At 40.6% G+C, this 18,163-nt stretch carries 13 protein-coding genes; 4 read left to right on the top strand and 9 right to left on the bottom strand.

The annotated features are described in order from the left end of the window. Positions 1-21: 21 nt before the first annotated feature. On the bottom strand, positions 22-2,637 hold the full coding sequence (locus JO154_RS20990) for a tail fiber domain-containing protein (protein ID WP_291949172.1): 2,616 nt from the start codon (positions 2,635-2,637) through the stop codon (positions 22-24). Between the two features lie 574 nt (positions 2,638-3,211). Between JO154_RS20990 and JO154_RS20985 the strand changes: the two genes are divergently transcribed. Genes JO154_RS20985 through JO154_RS20975 form a run of 3 tightly spaced genes read left to right on the top strand, consistent with a single transcriptional unit; the run spans position 3,212 to position 5,618 of the window. Then, on the top strand, positions 3,212-4,228 hold the full coding sequence (locus JO154_RS20985) for a c-type cytochrome (protein WP_291949170.1): 1,017 nt from the start codon (positions 3,212-3,214) through the stop codon (positions 4,226-4,228). Positions 4,229-4,234: 6 nt separating this feature from the next. Then, positions 4,235-4,693, top strand: a complete 459-nt coding sequence (locus JO154_RS20980) for a DsrE family protein (protein ID WP_291949168.1) — start codon at positions 4,235-4,237, stop codon at positions 4,691-4,693. 13 nt (positions 4,694-4,706) lie between these two features. Continuing rightward, positions 4,707-5,618 (top strand): substrate-binding domain-containing protein, encoded by a 912-nt coding sequence (locus JO154_RS20975; RefSeq protein WP_291949166.1) that lies wholly within the window; start codon positions 4,707-4,709, stop codon positions 5,616-5,618. A gap of 49 nt (positions 5,619-5,667) precedes the next feature. Here JO154_RS20975 and JO154_RS20970 read toward each other — a convergent pair whose 3' ends face one another. The 6 genes from JO154_RS20970 to JO154_RS20945 form a co-directional block, all read right to left on the bottom strand. Beyond that, on the bottom strand, positions 5,668-6,258 hold the full coding sequence (locus JO154_RS20970; protein ID WP_291949164.1) for a hypothetical protein: 591 nt from the start codon (positions 6,256-6,258) through the stop codon (positions 5,668-5,670). Positions 6,259-6,559: 301 nt separating this feature from the next. Next, positions 6,560-6,958 (bottom strand): hypothetical protein, encoded by a 399-nt coding sequence (locus JO154_RS20965; protein ID WP_291949162.1) that lies wholly within the window; start codon positions 6,956-6,958, stop codon positions 6,560-6,562. A gap of 69 nt (positions 6,959-7,027) precedes the next feature. After that, entirely contained in the window at positions 7,028-7,669 is a 642-nt protein-coding gene (locus JO154_RS20960; protein ID WP_291949160.1) for a hypothetical protein, read from the bottom strand. Between the two features lie 247 nt (positions 7,670-7,916). Next, entirely contained in the window at positions 7,917-8,057 is a 141-nt protein-coding gene (locus tag JO154_RS20955; RefSeq protein ID WP_291949159.1) for a hypothetical protein, read from the bottom strand. Positions 8,058-8,156: 99 nt separating this feature from the next. Next, positions 8,157-8,747 carry a hypothetical protein gene (locus JO154_RS20950; protein ID WP_291949158.1) on the bottom strand — a complete coding sequence of 197 codons (591 nt, stop codon included), beginning with the start codon at positions 8,745-8,747 and terminating at the stop codon, positions 8,157-8,159. 13 nt (positions 8,748-8,760) lie between these two features. Beyond that, positions 8,761-8,982, bottom strand: a complete 222-nt coding sequence (locus JO154_RS20945; protein WP_291949157.1) for a hypothetical protein — start codon at positions 8,980-8,982, stop codon at positions 8,761-8,763. A 102-nt stretch (positions 8,983-9,084) separates the two neighbouring features. Here JO154_RS20945 and JO154_RS20940 point away from each other — a divergent pair, with 102 nt between their 5' ends. Continuing rightward, complete coding sequence (locus JO154_RS20940) at positions 9,085-9,417, top strand: helix-turn-helix transcriptional regulator (RefSeq protein WP_291949155.1); 333 nt, start codon at positions 9,085-9,087, stop codon at positions 9,415-9,417. A gap of 102 nt (positions 9,418-9,519) precedes the next feature. Here the strand turns inward: JO154_RS20940 and JO154_RS20935 are convergent, their stop codons facing one another. Together JO154_RS20935 and JO154_RS20930 are read right to left on the bottom strand one after the other, a co-directional pair. Further along, the gene (locus JO154_RS20935) at positions 9,520-9,900 is read right to left on the bottom strand and encodes a hypothetical protein (RefSeq protein WP_291949153.1); all 381 of its coding nucleotides are present in this window, start codon (positions 9,898-9,900) and stop codon (positions 9,520-9,522) included. Continuing rightward, entirely contained in the window at positions 9,881-18,145 is an 8,265-nt protein-coding gene (locus JO154_RS20930; RefSeq protein ID WP_291949151.1) for an RHS repeat-associated core domain-containing protein, read from the bottom strand. Before JO154_RS20930 ends, JO154_RS20935 begins: the two co-directional genes overlap by 20 nt. Positions 18,146-18,163 lie beyond the last annotated feature (18 nt).

Genomic DNA, 18,163 nt, shown 5'->3' with positions numbered 1-18,163 from the left:
AGAAGAATACAGGTTTTATAATTAATCTTTGCTAATCTTTTTTTCCAGGTTTTCCATTCGTTTCAGCAATTCAGCCACCTGATTCTTCAACTGTTCATTTTCTTCCGCCAGCGTTTTATTCTGAACACTCAATTCTTGCACGGCTTTCATCGTGATAGCAAGGGAACTGTTCGTATCGAATTTATCCTGATTACGGGTAGAGAAATGCCAATCAGTACTATCTGCGATGATACCAAAATGCAGGTTTTCCGCTGTATCGTCTTTATAGACAAATTGCTTGATCTGCACTTTGTTCAGTAACGGCAACGCGGCTTCATTGAAATCAGCAATATTTTTCTTCAGGCTTGCTTTGGAAGATTGGTAAAATCCGCTGGCGAAGAGGTTTCCGCTGGCATCGCGTTGGGCTAACCTATCAGGATTTGCAGCTACAGAATACAGTAAGTTTCCAGCGTGAAAAATAGTGTTGCCATCAATGGTTGGAATTCCTCCCATTGGAACTCTCAATTTTGAACCATCCGTACCCACTTGTAATTCCCCGTCAGTTCTAAGAATAGATCCATTCGGAACAAAAAATGAAACATGATTATATGTACGTATCCAGGAATCATCTATCATATGAAACCCTCCATGATGATCTTCAAAAAAGAGCCCATTATCCCCTCTAACACGTAGCCACGCACCTGAAGTCAGCCCAGAAGCATCAATCTGCACTTTAGGTTGATTATCTCCCGTCACAAAAACAAATCCACGGTTAAGACCATTCATGCGGAAGTACATATTATAATCGCTCTCTTGTGCGCTAATGCTCGGAATCGGAAATCCAGATGCATTGGTGGCAGACATAAATATTTTATAGTCATTAGAACCATTCCAGAAACGAATACCATTACCGTGTCCCTCATTGAAGTTCAGATATTTGTCATCTAAAACCGTATTGGAAGAATAAATACGGAATCCACCATTGACAGCTATTTCCTTATCAAAATAGAAACGAGGGTTACTAGTAAAGAAATGTGCCCATCCCTGATTAGCACAACCTATAGACAAAGAACCACTTGGTGTATTCACACTCAGATATGATTCACTAATAGGAGGTGCTACAAGCGTTACACTTGGAGATAACTGTAATCCAGGAGCCACCAAAGTTTTGTCTGTAGTATTCCCACGAGTCGTTACACTCTGCAAGGTTTCCCCCGCATCCGGCAAGCCTATAAACTTCCTAATACTGGTTGCATCTACTGCACGGACATAGTTATCATTACTTGCAAATACTTTGGTAATATCAAACCCTGGCTGGGTAACAGCAGTGGTGTTAAAATATTGCGCGCTGATATTACCAGCATTATCTCTTCTTACAATGGTATTATTTACCGGTTCTGTTTTTTGTTCATAACCATCCAGCAGATCCGCATCCAGACCTGAACCAGCGCCATCATTTTGATCATGCCAAATAGTTTTCCATTGCGACCAAATTCTTTCATCTATTTTACTACGGAATTGAAGTGAACCAGTATAACCCGCTAATAATTGGAAAGTACCCGTGCTCCCCTGATTAGAGAAGCTTAACAAACTCGAAAAGTGATCAGGATACGCAATTCGTGCAGTTCCATTCAAACCGCCAAGATTATCAAGTTCCGAATTGTCAAACTCACCACGATTTCTTAATAAGAGCTGATCATTACCCTGATGCCAAGCTATATTACCAGCCACTTTCAGCGTATCACTCACTGCAAATACTGATTTCATCCATCTCGCTGCTTCAAACCCATCTGCACGCAGCGTCAGTATACCATCCCTTTCTGAATTGATACCGCTGTCATAATCACCAACAGCCAATGAGATGGTAGGAGGGCCCGGATCACGAATAGCATTTATCAACATTCTATTGGTACTCTGATTTCCCCTGCTCAATACAGCATGCAAGTCATCTTGACTACTATTTGTCAATGCGTACTTACTGTCTGCATAATCCTTAAACAACAGTTCCCTCCAAGCTCCCCATCCAGCAGTGTTAGTATCATCCTTTATTCTTAAGAACGCGCCTTTAGGACCAAGTGTTTCTCCATCCCAGTTAACAGCCATCTGATAACCTATGGCGGCCGACTTTACAGCATGCCCTACATAGAATTGCTTTCCTGTGCCTGGATTTATTTGAGCCTGATCTGAAATCGGCGGCATGTCTGGTGAGTTATACGCAAAGAAACCAGTTATAGCATCACCCTTAAAATCTGAAAATGGAGTTTCCGCACCATTGGGTACTACCTTAAAATCCGGCAAGGGCGCATAAATAGCATACAGATTGCTTCTCTTCAGATACTTAATATAATCTCCTTCCCTGTAAGCGGTATCTATTCCGCCAATACCAGGAAGCGTATTCAAATCCAACGTATCCTGCCCCACAATCGCAATCTGAGAGGTACCAATCTTCTTTAATTGAATCTTCCTAAACTCAGTACGGCCGGCCCCTTTGTTATACAAGTAACCATTCACACCTTGCGTCCTGTTTTCCAGAATCAATTCAGCCGTATCACAGACATTATAAATCCGAACACTGTCTGCTCGTATCTGGTAAACTTTCTGGGCATAGGAGATCTTCGCTATCAATAGCGGGATAAATAGAGCGATAATTTTCTTCATGAGAACATTACAATGAACTAGATAACTTTGATTTAGTGGATACCCATCCAAGACTGATGATTGATATAAATCCCCACTATATCAAATTCATTGATATGAATGGAATGCTGCGTTTCTCGAAAATCGCTTCCAGAGCGAATAATAGGCATAGTAGTATTAATTTATATGGTCTCACAGAATAAAAGAATAACACTCCTATTTCGGGCTAACGTTAAATATCTTCGACAGATATAGGATATCTACATAAGCAAAAATAACCATTCAATTCCATTCTTTAAAGAAAAAACTTTAAATAGCACTATTGTGGTATGCACTTTTACAACTCCACAAAAAAACCATACATCCTTCTACCATGGCCTACTTGACAAACATTTATTCATAAAGAATATGCCCGCTTTAAGGAATATTACAAACCACTCATCATTCATATCATGTACCTTCTTTTTTTTTGACGATAATACATACCAGCAACGTTTCGTACATGCAGCATTTTTATAACAGTTATAACTTTATGTTATGACCTATAATAGATTGTAATTTTCATTCCACGTAGGCCCATAGTACTTTTGAGACCATGAACACTGAACGCGATAGTAAGCATATTGATCCAGACCAAATTTCACGCATAAACAAACTGGTAACCTATTGTATTATTCTTTCCTTGATGGTGGTAATACTTTGCGGAGGGATATATTGGATGTATAATACCAAACAACGTATACCCGTTGCCGATACCGAAAGCCCCAAGATCGACCATTTTCAGGCGCCCCCCTATGATACCACCCAAGAAGGGAGATTAGCCTCCTATGGAGAACAACTGGTCACCAACACCTATGCATTAATTGGTCCTGAAACGGAAAAGAAAATCACAGGCAACAAACTCGCCTGCACCAACTGCCATCTACAGGCTGGCACCAAACCCTTTGCCGCGCCATATATCGGCCTAACGGGAAAATTCCCTGCTTATATAGGCCGTGAAAATAAAATAGAAACCCTCGAAGAAAGAATTAACGGTTGTCTGGAACGTAGTATGAATGGCAATGCGATAGATACGAATTCCCGGGAGATACGTGCCATCGCGACTTACATCAAGCATATCAGTCGGGGAACCCAGCCCGGAGATACTCTTACCGGCCGCGGCTTCACCCGGATAAATACACTTCACAGAGCCGCTAGTCCACAAAAAGGACAAACAATATACACCGCTAAATGCGCGAGCTGTCACGGCAAAGATGGCCAAGGATTACCAGGTACCCCCGACAATAAACCTGGCGGATATCTGTATCCACCACTTTGGGGCCCTGATAGTTACAACGATGGCGCTGGTATGGCGCGACTCCTCACCGCTGCGGCCTTCATCAAAGGTAATATGCCCTACGGCGCCACCGCCAATAATCCACAACTTTCTGATGAAGAAGCCTTGGACGTGGCAGCATACATCAACAGCCAACCAAGACCTGCAAAAAGCAATAAGGAAAAGGACTACCCAGATTTAACGAAGAAACCCAAGGATAGCCCATATCCGCCCTATGCAGACGATATCTCTCAAGAACAACATCAATTCGGACCATATAACTTCTCATCAAAATAATACACCATGAAAAAGCTCCTCAGCATAATAACAGTCTGCTGTTTACTAGCTGGCATCTCCCAAGCCCAGGATAAACTATCTCTCAACAAATCTTTCCATGGCGCTGTTGCTACTGCAAACACCTACAAGGCAATCTATCAGCTAGACACCAACGCGCCAGAAAGAATCGAGAAAGCTATTCGTAATATCAATAACCTACTGGATGATCCCAGGCTGAAAGGAAAAATACAGGTGGAGCTAATCGCCTTTTCCAAAGGGGCAGATGCTTACCTCAAAACTTCCGGCTTTGAAGAAAAACTAGTAGCGCTCATTAATAGAGGCGTGATTGTCGCGGAATGCGAAAACACTCTCCGGGAAAGGAAAATCCCAAAAGAGCAACTATACGATTTCATTGCCTATGTGCCTTCTGCCAATGGAGAACTGGTTATCAGAGCTGCTGAAGGGTGGAGCATTATTAAACCGTAATCAATCATGCATTATGAAAAGAATACTATTAGCAGGGATCACGCTACTACTAGCCAGACACGTGTCTGCGCAGCAAAATCATCAGTTTGATCCTCCTTGGAATCAACCACCAGCCGCAGGTGTTAACTTCACCGTTCCTGGTGTGGATAACATACCAGACCTCTACGGCGATATCACTGATCCGCAATTGGTCATCTTCTTTGCAGGTAATCAGTTTATGTGCCTGGATTCCTTACTGGCATCGTTTAAAAAGGCATATCCACAATACCAGCGCATCTTTGTAGAAACGCTACCACCAGGCATTCTAGCGGATCAAATTAAACAAGGGAGCCTTACTATGGGAAATCTGCGTATCACCACCCAACCAGATGTATATGCAGCAGGCAAAACCCGCATGACCGAGATGACACCGTACATGTCTACCACAGCGGCCTATGCTTATAATCAACTTAGTTTGATGGTATATAAAGGCAACCCGAAAAACATTCATGGACTTACTGATCTTCGTCAGCAAGGTATACGCATCAGCATGCCGAATCCCGCCTGGGAAGGAATTGGCAGGCAGATCGAAACTGCCTATAAAAAAGCAGGAGGGGAGGAGCTATTGCAAGCAGTAATGCAGGCGAAAACGAAAGATAGCTCTACTTATCTGACACGGATTCATCACCGTGAGAGCCCCTTGCGTATCTTATACCAAGAGAGCGATGTAGCCCCTGTATGGTCTTCGGAAGTAATCTATCAAAATATGCTGGGACATCCAGTGGAAGAGATTGTAATTCCAGAAAAAGAAAATATCCGCGCTACGTATATGATTGGCCAATTGAAAAAAGCGCCACATCCCAAGGCTGCAGAGGATTTCATTAAGTTTATAAAATCCGCAGAAGGTAAGCGAATTTACAGGATGTATGGCTTTCAGACAGAGTAGGGTAGAGGCAATGAGGAGATCTAATAGGTCTTCTCATTGAATTATACCCTTAATACCATTCACCATTTATAACTTCCAAAATATACCAGGAATCAATTTGTTCTTTTTTGTTGGCATAGCAACATTTATACTTTCTCATATCAGGGATCATTGTTTCAACAGGTCCGATTTTAGCACAAACTAATGTAGCATGGAATTTCCTATACAATAATCTGCCCGTTCTATCACTTGTAGCTGATGCATAAAAGAGGGAATCGCCAGCCCTTTTTTTAACAAAAGTTGGTCGCAGGAAGTTAAACACAGAAGAATCTTTTCGTCTACTCCGAATTTCTGGTTGCTTTAAAAAATCTTGAATTCTCTTAGCAGGTAAAATTACGTACATGCCTTTCCGATAGAGCCTTTGCAAGTCCCTTTTAAGCAATAGCGAATCGTAAATGATGATATCATCTAATTGCTCAATCTGGTCAAATCTTGAGTAGCAAGAGTAAGCAACATTCAACTCAAACAAAAAATCTCCTGTTATGGTATCAACTTGAATTTTACCGCTATCAGTAGGTGTCGCAGGCATGGTACGATCGGGAGTAAAAATCGGCATACCTATTACAAAAACTAGCGCTGTTATTAATAGTGACTTTATCATTCTGAATGCTGATATAACTTATATATTAAGGGACACAATATCAAAATTATTGAACTATAGAACACTACCAAAGCTATGCAGTAAATTACTTTCGTTCTTTTCACATACGCAACATCATCCGGTGTCTTGGCTGCTAAAAGACATTCTTTTAACCCTTTCAATGATATCTTCTTGGTCATGCTGTTATGAAGTCCCTGGTTATATAATGCTGACCACCGGAAACCACTCCAAAACATAAGAATTGAATAGAATAACCATATAGGAAATAATATATATTCCATGCTAGTTTTTTACTTGACTTTTACGTTCGGCTTTTAAAAAGAGTCCCAATACTGGTCATTTTAAATTTATCTTTTGGCATTCTAATTTCCAGTCTATCTCCTGTTTTAATAGTATCATCAACTCCATAAGCCTCAATTATACAATCTATGGCAATACGTAACCACATAGCACCATCTTCCTCAATACTTTCTACCAATGCTACAATTAAAGTACGATCATCTTCACAATAAAAACCTGCTTTCTGATTTGTCACTACTTTTGTATTCTCATCTATATTAAGCTCCGACAATAGATCAAATTCAACACCATGCGTCACTCCTAGCTCAAATTTCTGACCAGTAGTATATGCAATACCTTCTCCATGGTTACTAATGAATGATACATATGGATATTCTACTTTAGTGATAACTACATTCATTGATTTTTAATCATCTTTATTAATCTTTTATAAGCTTACGATTAGAGTTGTACGATAATATTAGAATAATCACATACTATTCATTTCCACAATAAGGCTATCATAGTTTACAGAAGTCATACTGACACCTCTTACATTTTCATCTATAAAACTATCAAAGTTCAATGGATCATAGGTTTCCGAGGAAGTAGGAGTAACAATAGTTTTGATATTATTGATTCCTTTTTGAAACATTTCCTTATCGGCAAGTTCTCTTCCAAGATAAATATAATTATAAGCAGCAGTAGGATCTTCTTTAATCGATTTTCTTAGTAGAGAAACATATATTGTCTTATCAAGTTCAAAATAATAGTCCGCATTCAACAGAAGTAAGTGCTTTTTATAATTATTCTTTTCTTTACTCACCAGATAACTTTCCAATAACTTATTCGAATCCTCTTCCATACCACCAGTGTACCAACTTTCAATATAGGAGAGCAGTAACAGGGACTTGACATCGAAAGGATCTACTCGTAAACTATTCTTTAACAAATTTATCGAGGACAAAAATCCATCAGTGTAAACTTGCGTATTTACAAATAAGAATGCCAACCAGAAGGCTGCTTCTGTATCGTTAATAGTATTATTGCAATAGGTTTCTAAGCAATCTATTGCTGCTTTGGCATCACCATTGGAGATATGTTTTCTAACTGTGTTAAGATATAAAATCATCAGTACTTTTACTTAAAGAGGCAATTCTGGCTAATCATCAGCTATATCAAACTCTAAAGCTCCAAATAATTCAGTTATCCATACGATGCCTGCTACAAAAATTTCCATCAAAGAACTGTCAACAAGTTATATTTTTTTTCATATACAATTTTCAACTGAAACAAAAACTCTTCTTCATCCGGGGAACTTCGCCAGGTTGGGTTTTTCCTATAAAAGGAACCGGGGCAAAGATGCCCCGGCGCCAGGCTTAACTTTCACGCTGACCATAGCGGATAAGCGCCTCCTGGATAGTGGAGCCACTGCCAAGGATTTTACCCGCATACTCCACCAGTAACGCAGCTTCATCTGCTACGCAAACACTCTTGATTTTCATCTCGTGATCTTGCATTCCTTACCAAAGCTAAATTGCAAACAATACTTAAATAGTATAATGGCCAGGTTGGAAGACCTAGCCATTATACTATTTAGTCTAAATCTTTCTGTCGCTCTATCCTTTACTACCACTTACTTTAGGATTTAATTCTTCCCTAATCTGATCTAATTTATCAAAATCAAACACAAGCCGTTCTTTTTTAATATCATACCATTGTGCCTTCATTTCAAAAAACCTCATTATAGAACTCAGCATTGATTCTAAGTTATCAAAATAGGGTATAGGATTTACTGCATAAGCCAAGTTTGGAGAATAAAAGTATATCACCCCATAAAACTCAGAGGTTTCTTCTGTTTCAACTAAATAATGTTCGCCTTCAAAGTTTGCAAAAATGGGTTTAAGACTGAATTTCCAGTAATTATTTCCCCTATTATCAATTTCGACATCCAAAGCATCTTTTAAACTTAATAAGTTACCCCAGGGCAGAATAGATAAATCCACTGAATAATCTAACTTTTCTACTGAAATGCCATTTTTCCAGCTATACAAACTAAAAAAATTATTATCGGATATCTCCAATTCTCCAAGCATCTCTAAAATCATATCATCAGACAAAGGAGCATCATAGTAATCATACACATAAGTGCATTCTGTTTTCAAAAAGGTATCAAAACGATGTAAAGTTTCTTTTATTCCTATTGTCATTTCAATTTTTAATTTATGGAATAGGAGCCGGAACTGGAGCTGGAGTCGGGCTAAACAAAGGTGGAATTTTTATATTAAATAATTTCTCCGCCAACTTTTCAATTGCTTCCCCACGATAACCAGTAGAAGGAGCTCTCTTAGGCATATTATCTATTTGCTTTCTCAGTTCCTCCAAATTAAACTCATCCTTCTTTTTAGGCGGTACAGGAATTGGAACTAGAGGTAATGTATCCAATTATTTCATTTTAACAACTTCCTATCAGATTTATTTTTCCCTTTTAGTTACTTATTTTTGCTTTAACCCGTAATTATTATAATATTTTTTATCCTTTCAGATATGAACATTGGTAAGATTATAGCCGATTTGAGAGACCAGAAAGGCTGGTCACAGACTGACCTGGCTGATAAAAGTGATGTATCCCGTGTAATGATTGGTAAATATGAACGTGGCGAAGCATTGCCGTCTATTGATGCAGCTAAAAAAATTGCTGACGCCCTGGAAGTAAGCCTGGACTACCTGGTAGGAGAAGGTATTAATGCCCATTTCGATAAAAAGACACTTAAAAGATTGGAGGAGATTGAACTACTCGAAGAAGAAAAGAAACATACCCTTTTTGATCTGATTGACACCTATATCAGGGATGCTAAAACAAGAGCGGCTTATAAATAATACGTTTATAAATGAGTAAGCATTGTACCGGATTATCGATACAATGCTTACCAAGTCTAAGTTTAAAGAGTTCTTTCAGAAAAACATGATAGACTAAGCTTATTAAATATGTAGTAAACTTTCATCATACCAAACATCTTCATAAGTATCATCGAACAAAAAGCGCCAACCAGGAGGTAACCCCAAATAATCTAATATTTTGGGGTATACTTTATTCAGATGATAAATATGCATTGGTTGAAAAAAATCATCCGTCTCCTTAAAATCCTCACCTGCCCAGATATACCAATTAGAAGAATTCTCCGATTCTATCGGATGGCGTAAACCATTTATAGGCCACTTCATAGGCTTTGCAAAGGTTTCTGTTGCAATTCCCAATAATTTATCTATTGATGTTTCAAAATATGGTGCTCCATATTTCCTGCACAGTTCCTGTTGCCTATGTGATATTTCCAATTCTAACTTAAGGAGTTGTTGATCCATTTTGTCCTATTTGATTAATATTAGTTGGAGTAGCAGGCGGATTTGGACTTGGACTTGGGCTTGGATTCGAGCTTTGTCTCAGTCGTATCTGATTATTTACTACTCTGGTTATATTTCGCAATGTTACACCTTGTGCATTTGAACAGTTTCCGCACTGAGGCTGAACAGCTTCTAATGACCGCATATGTGTTGCATCTATATTACCACTTGTCAAAAATTCGATAGACAATGGTGTAATATGGTCTGCATTCATTCTAACATTTGATACACCGCAAGTAACACAAGTAGCTCCAGGCTGGTTCACTGCCCGTCTTTGGGCATTGGTAGTAGCATTAGTTGGTCTTCTATATGGAGTCGTTGCCTGAACCTCATGCTGAACACCTTCATATTCAAAGGTTATTGGAGGTGGTCCAGCTGGTTCTGATGGAGCGGGAGGCTCCGCAACAGTAGGCGATTTAAACCCAGCCTTCAAACTACTTAGCCCAAAGATTATATCCGTTGTTGCCTCAGCGCCAGCTCCATAAATGGCATTGTTATCGCCTAGAGCAGTATATTTAAGAGTAATAGAGTTTGCATAGTCGGCAATACGTTCTTCATTAGTCTGCACCAGCATCTTTCCTAAGGACTTAACCGTATTAATAGGATGCCTAAATGCGTTAATGTAAAAACCTATTTGCTTTTCCACTGAACCACCAACTCCCATTCCGATGCTAAGCGCCTTTGCTTTAGTAGATGTCGGATCTTTGACAATAGTTAAAGCAGCATTATTAAATAAATACCTAGAAATGGGGTCTAATTGCTCACCACCATCCAAGTCTATGTACTTTATTGGATTATTACCAGCAAATTGATAAGGTGTATAAAACGGATAATCTTGCGTCAACGGGTCCACAGATAAGAACTTCGCAATCCTCGGATCATACACCCTCATCCCATAATCCTGCTGATTCCCATCACCCTTCACCTCATTATCATTCTCCTTACCATTAAACCCATACCTGTAGCCTGCTCCTAAATTCCAAACCGCACCATCCATCTGCGCTCCAAACGGTGTATAATCTGTCTGGTTAAACACCGTAGCATAATCTCCACTTTTCTCATCACCAATAGTAGCCAATACGTTCCCCAGGTGATTGGATAACTCATAACGTTTACGGTTACCCTGCCCCCAGATGGAACTCGCGTTTCCAACAGATCCACCCGCCACCAGCATATCAGGCTGCCACATGCCTAACCTGCTACTTCCATAAAGATACTGTTCTTTCCAATAGGTTGCATTATCCCCATTGGTATTTCCATAGGTTGCCAATACTTGTCCTTGAGGATCACGGAGATACCACGTACGCTGTACGGTGGAAGGTGAAGAAGCAGGATGGAATTCTTTGTAAATCCTGTTTCCACCAGCATCATATTTGTAAATTAATGAGCCATTTGTACTACTAATGGATTGTATCTTACCATAAACTGTCCATTTGATCTCCGAAATGCCATTGGACTCATCTGCAATCAGATTACCAATAGAATCATAACGGAATGCAGTAGTCATATCATCTACATCCGAAGGATAGGTAGATGCAGGAACAGCATCATGTACTAACTGTAATTGGTTATTCAACAGATACCCCTCTCCATCACGTTCATACTGATATGCCAACCTATCCATGGCAAGATGGTTATCATCATTACCGTTACGGTTCAAAGTCAGGATGTTACCATTCGCATCATAGGTATAGTCTTCTCCATTACGATTGGTGCCAATTTGTGCCGCTCCCCATGTGGAAGTGGTATTAGTCAATGGATGACGGCGCATGGAGCGGATACGGTTCAACTGATCATAACGATAAGAATATCCCACAGGCATGCCTCCATTAATATTACTCAGTGCCGCTGTAGTACGACTAATATTCCCATTGTACAAATTCTGACCAGTGATATCAGTGGTGGCATGCTGATAATTAATACCCAATTTCTGACCACCAATGTTCTTATAATCACCGGTAAAGTAATCCAGGGAATAAGCCATTACATCAGGTGCATATCCGTTAGTACCATCTTTACCAAGATCCTTCTGTGGATCCAACTGCACCCCATTGATGTACTTCAACCAACCTTGTAACGTATAGGCATAATCGATACCCTGGACAAATTTGGAACCGATAAGAGTTCTTGCCAGTGGACCATGTAGATAGTAGCTATATTGCGCATCATTGGAAGGAGTGGAAATTTTCCAGCCATTACCATTATCCGCAATACCAGAAGTAGCTGCAATTAAACGGTTATCTGCATCATAACTATAATTATAGAAGAACTGATCCGGCTTGCCAAACTGGTATCTTACCTCATTTACTTTCCCACTCACCAGGTCATACTTATATTCCAGACGCTTCATCTCGTGTAACCCATCCAACTGTTGCCATAAAGACTTCACATTCCCCAACGGATCATAACTATAGTAGGTTGCTATCGGATTTGCACCGGCGGCATCTCTATAAATGCTTGCTGCTACGCGTTTACGCAGGTTATCTTGTGGATATAACGAGGTATTCAAAACAGGTACGTCATAAATGGTGGTGGTCATCTGACCATCTGTACCAGATCCATATTGTTGTTGAACAGTCGACTCAGGCAGAAAATCAGGCATCGTCAGTACAGCGGCATTTCTTTTCTCACCAACCTCCACAATTCTAACCAGGTCATCATATTTCGTATAGCTGTATCGACCAGCTTCTCGCTGTTGCTCGGCATTTGCGGAAAACACCAGTTTACCAGTGTAATCATACCAGAATTTGCTTTCTTTAGCATCCGGTGTACGCTGGCGTACCACCCCTCCCAAAGAGTTATAAGCATAGCTGGTTTTCAGATTATGTTTTGGATAGATACCACCAGTATAACCAACTACAGTTCCATCCGGGTTTTGCGTTGGCAAGCCATCTGCATCAGTGGTATTTATTCTACTCCAGTTTACCAGGTTATTACGCAATCCACTTTCATAATCCGGCGACAAGCCCATACACATCTCGTCTGCATTCGCCATAATTTCATTGCTGGCCAGCAGTCTGTTATACACCCTCATCTGGCGCAACATGGCAATATCAGTGGTAAAGGTGCCACTACCATCAATCTCCCATTCCAATGGAGAACCCGGTACATTCTGCTCTTCCTGCAATAATACCCCGTTCATATAGACAGACATCGGAGAAGTAGCATCAGATAAATTCGTACCCTGGATAACAATATGGTTAAATGGACGCAATGCAAAGTCAGTCCCCACCGCCACAGAAATGATATTACTGTTTACGATCTCTATTTCGGGAGAAGGAGAGGTGAGTCGATAAATGGCTATCTCCATATGACCATTATGAACAGCCATTGTAAAGTAAGCCTTGTTATTACCAACAGGCGTCACCAGGTGTACGGGATCTTTGGATCCTGCTACCCACATTTCCAGTGCCTGATTATTATTCACCACAGCATCCCCTATAGCCAATAATGCATCACTCACTGGTGTATTCTGCATCGGACCATTGTAATTACAACTGTTACCTGCATCCCTTGCCTTACGTATATACTCCAACTGCTCAGGACTATCAATCAGTTTTACGCCAGCCGGCGGAATGGTACGCACCAAAGAACCAGCCTGATCATAGTAATACAACGTATAGTGGTAATTCTGCACAGAGGTGGAATAATCCCCGGTAGCCTTCACACCACTACAAACTGCTATATATCTGTTTTTGAAATCCTTACGTACGGAATCGATATACTGGTCGTATTGGCGCTTACCACCTTCAACAGCACCATCAATCAGGTTAAACATACACTGCAAAGGATTCTGGTCTATCTGATCATAAACAGGAATATTACAGAGTATCGCATTGGGTGATGTTTGTAACTGATCCTTATAAAGGGCATATTCTGTTTCACCAAGTGTGAAACCCCAACGTTGGTTCAGGTAATTTCTTACTACATCGTTGTAATTCGGATTGGATGTATTCTGAAAATCTGAAATAGCCGCAGATAGGTCACTCATAGCCGCATTAAACTCAATGCCGGTAATACAACCCTTAGCCGTTCCATCTAGGAATACCGGTAATTTGATCTCTCTATCTATCAGGTAACGACAATTACTACATGATTTCACCAATGCATTAAAATCGGCCTCCTTCAAATTCATCGCACTACCATACTGCGAAACCAGGTAATTGTAAAGGGACATTCCAGGCTGATTGACCTGCTGTTCAGCCCTGAGCGCATCCAACTTTGTACAGATAGCAGCCGTAGTCTTGGAAGTTACTTTAGCAACACTTTGCCCCGGCTTATCATAAGCATAAAATGCATCTGTCAACCACGGATTAAAATCTAATGTAAATACACTATAACCTATTACTCGCTTCATTACCTGCTCCATAGACACATCTCCATTTGCTGTTGATTCCCCTGGCTTTACAGTATTACTACCAAAAATATGTTCAAGATCACCGCCTTTCGTACATATCTCCAGAAGACCTGCACGTAAGCTACTTCTCATTGTTGTACTCAGACCACTATACGTACTGGAATGTGATAGCTTCGCAATGAAAGAATCTACATTAACAGAACAAGCAGAATTCAACTGCTTATTTAATGAGTCTTTGACCTGCTGTTTAAGCGTCATGGTATCTGTACTAACTGCAAACGGAAGTGCTGCATTCCCTATTCTGGATTGCTTATTGCGATAGAGTGGATCGCAGGTGTCAACATAGACCGGATCTGAAGTACAACTTTGTAATACCGTTTCCAGAAATACTTTGGGAATACGCCCATGTTTACCCCTACCCGCATTGAACACCAGCTTAGTTGGAGTATAATGAGTAAATTCAGCTCCCATTACATCAGTACCAAATTCATCGCGATAATCCCCGTTGTCAAAAACCGAAACCTTTACAGTAACCCCTTCTTTGATAGGATTCCCTGTATACTCGTAAGTTACATAACCCTCATAGTTGATTACCTCATAATAAGCTCTAAAGTCGCTTGGCAAGATTCCACTACAATCTGCCCCAGGTAATTCTGTTCCCGGTACAGGGGCAGAAGACGTGCCTACCCTACATTTACCCTTACAAAAAGCACTATCCATGTATTGTTGATAATACTTGTCTTTCAGTTCCAGATAAAACTTTAAATAATACTGCCATTCCAGATCTGGAATCCGACAGGATGGCTCAGGATCACATTGTGTCCAGGCGGTGGAGGTATTGGCAGGTTGATAACGATTGATAGAACCAGTTATATCAACGCAGTAGAGACTAAAGTCCACAAAATCGGATATGCTCTTTAATGGAGCCGAAATTTTCAATACCCTTTCTGAATACCTAATCAGATCATTCTGGAATGAACCCATATACGCTGCTCCAGGAGCACCAGGTTTGAAGTACGGATCTGCTGCCAGCAACCATGCAGGATCAGTTCTGCTATATTGTACTCCGTTCAGCACTGCCGGTAATTCCGCGATTGAAGTATAGACCTCTGTCAAACGTTGATCCCATTTTTTATATTGACTATTCCCCAAACAGAAATCATAGGCACATCTTTCAGGATGGAAATTGATAAATTTCTCTGCCCATTGTGGCTGCCAATATTGAACCAGCATCTGCAATGTAAAATCAGGGCTATTAGGGGTCAGAATGACACCATCATTCACCTCGAACTTGTTATTCTCATAGTCAGGTCCACTGGTCATAGCGGGGAATACAGCCCTCCAGTTATTACTGATAACGTTAATCGTAGGTTCCAGCGGGTTACCATTCGCATCAAATAGTGCGAACTGCCCACCCGGACTAACATCTTCCATCAACAATCCCTTCAGCCGATCACAAGGAGATGGTGTACATGTTTCCCGTGACGCTTGACAATTGCTGTATAATACATCATACCATGCAGATACCCACACATCAATCGTCGCTTGATTGGCAACAACGTCAATACCATTCTGCTGCATACGCTGTTTAAATGCCTGCATGAAATCAGACCTTTCACCCAGCGCCGCTTTACAGGAAGAACAATCAGAAAAGCATTTAGTAAAATTCTCACGTTTCAACAGCTCCAGCACAAAATAGAACTGTGTCTTCAGATTGGTATTGTTTTTAATAAAATCGTCTGTAAATGCCTCGATAGCATAAGGATTGAGTGCAAGTGTAACTGTAACATAGTACTCACCTATCTTATTTACAGGTATATTAATTATACGCTGGGTATTACCATTTTTACCACAATCAGGTAATTTGCTACCTATCTCATCGTTTTTAATATCTACCAGTATTTGACCACAATCATCACTCACCTGTACACTCAACTCATAAAAACAATTACTGCAAATGGTAACATTATTCTCCTGGTACTTTTTGATCAGGTCCGGAATATTCAGTTCCAGTGTATCTTTCACATAGGGAACAGCTGCCAGATAAGTAGAGGTAGCCGTTAACTTTAATAACTGTGCATCAAATTTAAACCTGTCTGGAGTAAACATCCTGTATTTTATTCTCCTAGGCTCCGGACGGTCCGACAAGGGCAGGAGGGAAGTATCCGGATTACTACCAGTCAATGCTGTAGCGATTACCTTTCCATTACTGTTCTGATAGGAAACAGACACTTGCCCATTCGGATCAATGGTCATGTTCTTCAGATAATGATCTGCATACCCTATGTCATTCCCAAAAATGCGGTCCAACTCCCATTGTTCAGGCTTCCCGTAATACAGTCGCGTACTACGGTTCGTGAGCGGATTTGAATTATCAGGCTGTAACTGGAACCCAACGCCCCCCTGCACACTTGGCCTTCCCGTGTTATCAGGAGTGTAGGTAGTTACAGCAATTGGATAACCTTCTGCATCAGGGATATTTTTTCTAAATGGATCCGTGGTAATATCATTGTTAGCGGAATAATACCTGGATGCCCCATTGCTGGTATTTAATGGATCTGGTTTTATAGTACAACTACCCGTTTCATTTTTCAATACATTCTGCCAAGTATATGGCTGTCCATCAGGACCGAGGTTAACACCTTCATAAAACCGCAATGTTTCATTGTTAACAGGTGCAGGCAGAATATTGGCTACTGCCCGACCGTAAGCATCATAGATGGTTTCCTGCACAATTGCCTTATTGGCTGTAGAGGATAAAGTAACAGACTGTCTGTTACGTAATGTACCATCAAAGAAGGAAACTACTTCTTTTCGCTTCCCATCTTCTGCATACACAGCACTGTACTGCCAGTTACGGCCAGATTCATACCAGTCAATACCATTGGCCAAAGTCAACACCGCTGGTACTTTCTGACCATTTACCATCAACTTATACACCCAATCTCCCTCATCCCGATAACCTTTTGTCTCATCTACTCTACGAATACGCGTAAGTAAATACTGATGCTGTTGCACCAGTGGAATTGAATAGGTATTACCTTCAATGGAAATACGAGTACTATTATTCCTGAACATACCAGCTAGCAAAGCATCACTTGGATTTGCTCCCGCAGCAGCCAGACTTTTCCCATTTGCAGACGTTTCATCCACAAATGTCCACTCCAGGTCATACAGTTCGTTAGAGGGAGCCCCCTCCCAGACTACATTAACGGTATACGCAGGTGCCGCGCCGGCAGTCGTTGCGTTTAACTGCGTGGTACGCATTTTGGGACTGGTGGCACCTCCAGAAGCCCCCGTAACAATAGGTACCAGATCAGCCTTTGGATCAGGGAGGTAATCCCTGTTAACAATCACCTCTGCATTTAAATAAAATAACGGAGGCAATTTTCCCAGCTCCTTACTACTGATATCATTAATGGTTACCTTGATTTTATACGCATTGGCAAACCGATATTGGTCCATTTGCTGGTAAATACTCCCAGCAACTGAATCATAACCAATTTTAAGCGACACATGTTGCAAGGTAATCGGCAGATCCTGATCTGGACTACTCCAGTATTCGATTTTGAGATCTGCTTCACATTTGAAAGTCGGAATTTTCTTAAAAACAGTATCTGATCGTAAGCCCAATGTGATCACATTCACTACTTTGTTATTACGTATCTGAGCCCAGTTATAGGAACTATTCTGAAATTTTTCGTCTTTTACAATCAGGGTATCTCCCTTCTTCAGAGTACCCTGCAACTTTTGCTGATAAGGTTCTATTCCCGCCATTGCTGTAATAGCAAATAACAGGCACACTACAGTCAGTAAAAGGTTTCTAAGGTATAGCGATAATATCTTCACAGGCAATAGATTGGAGTT

The sequence above is a fragment of the Chitinophaga sp. genome, assembly GCF_019236475.1.
In the GTDB taxonomy this organism is placed as follows: Bacteria; Bacteroidota; Bacteroidia; order Chitinophagales; family Chitinophagaceae; genus Chitinophaga.
The sequence above is the reverse complement of the archived record's forward strand: the minus strand, read 5'-3'. Positions and strand labels throughout refer to the sequence as shown.

Excerpts from the sequence above, each read along its gene's own strand:
- JO154_RS20985 (WP_291949170.1), top strand. The coding sequence starts at position 3,212 with ATGAACACTGAACGCGATAGTAAGCATATTGATCCAGACCAAATTTCA.
- JO154_RS20935 (WP_291949153.1), bottom strand. The coding sequence starts at position 9,900 with ATGGATCAACAACTCCTTAAGTTAGAATTGGAAATATCACATAGGCAA.
- JO154_RS20950 (WP_291949158.1), bottom strand. The coding sequence starts at position 8,747 with ATGACAATAGGAATAAAAGAAACTTTACATCGTTTTGATACCTTTTTG.
- JO154_RS20970 (WP_291949164.1), bottom strand. The coding sequence starts at position 6,258 with ATGATAAAGTCACTATTAATAACAGCGCTAGTTTTTGTAATAGGTATG.
- JO154_RS20990 (WP_291949172.1), bottom strand. The coding sequence starts at position 2,637 with ATGAAGAAAATTATCGCTCTATTTATCCCGCTATTGATAGCGAAGATC.
- JO154_RS20965 (WP_291949162.1), bottom strand. The coding sequence starts at position 6,958 with ATGAATGTAGTTATCACTAAAGTAGAATATCCATATGTATCATTCATT.
- JO154_RS20940 (WP_291949155.1), top strand. The coding sequence starts at position 9,085 with ATGAACATTGGTAAGATTATAGCCGATTTGAGAGACCAGAAAGGCTGG.
- JO154_RS20975 (WP_291949166.1), top strand. The coding sequence starts at position 4,707 with ATGAAAAGAATACTATTAGCAGGGATCACGCTACTACTAGCCAGACAC.
- JO154_RS20960 (WP_291949160.1), bottom strand. The coding sequence starts at position 7,669 with ATGATTTTATATCTTAACACAGTTAGAAAACATATCTCCAATGGTGAT.
- JO154_RS20955 (WP_291949159.1), bottom strand. The coding sequence starts at position 8,057 with ATGCAAGATCACGAGATGAAAATCAAGAGTGTTTGCGTAGCAGATGAA.
- JO154_RS20980 (WP_291949168.1), top strand. The coding sequence starts at position 4,235 with ATGAAAAAGCTCCTCAGCATAATAACAGTCTGCTGTTTACTAGCTGGC.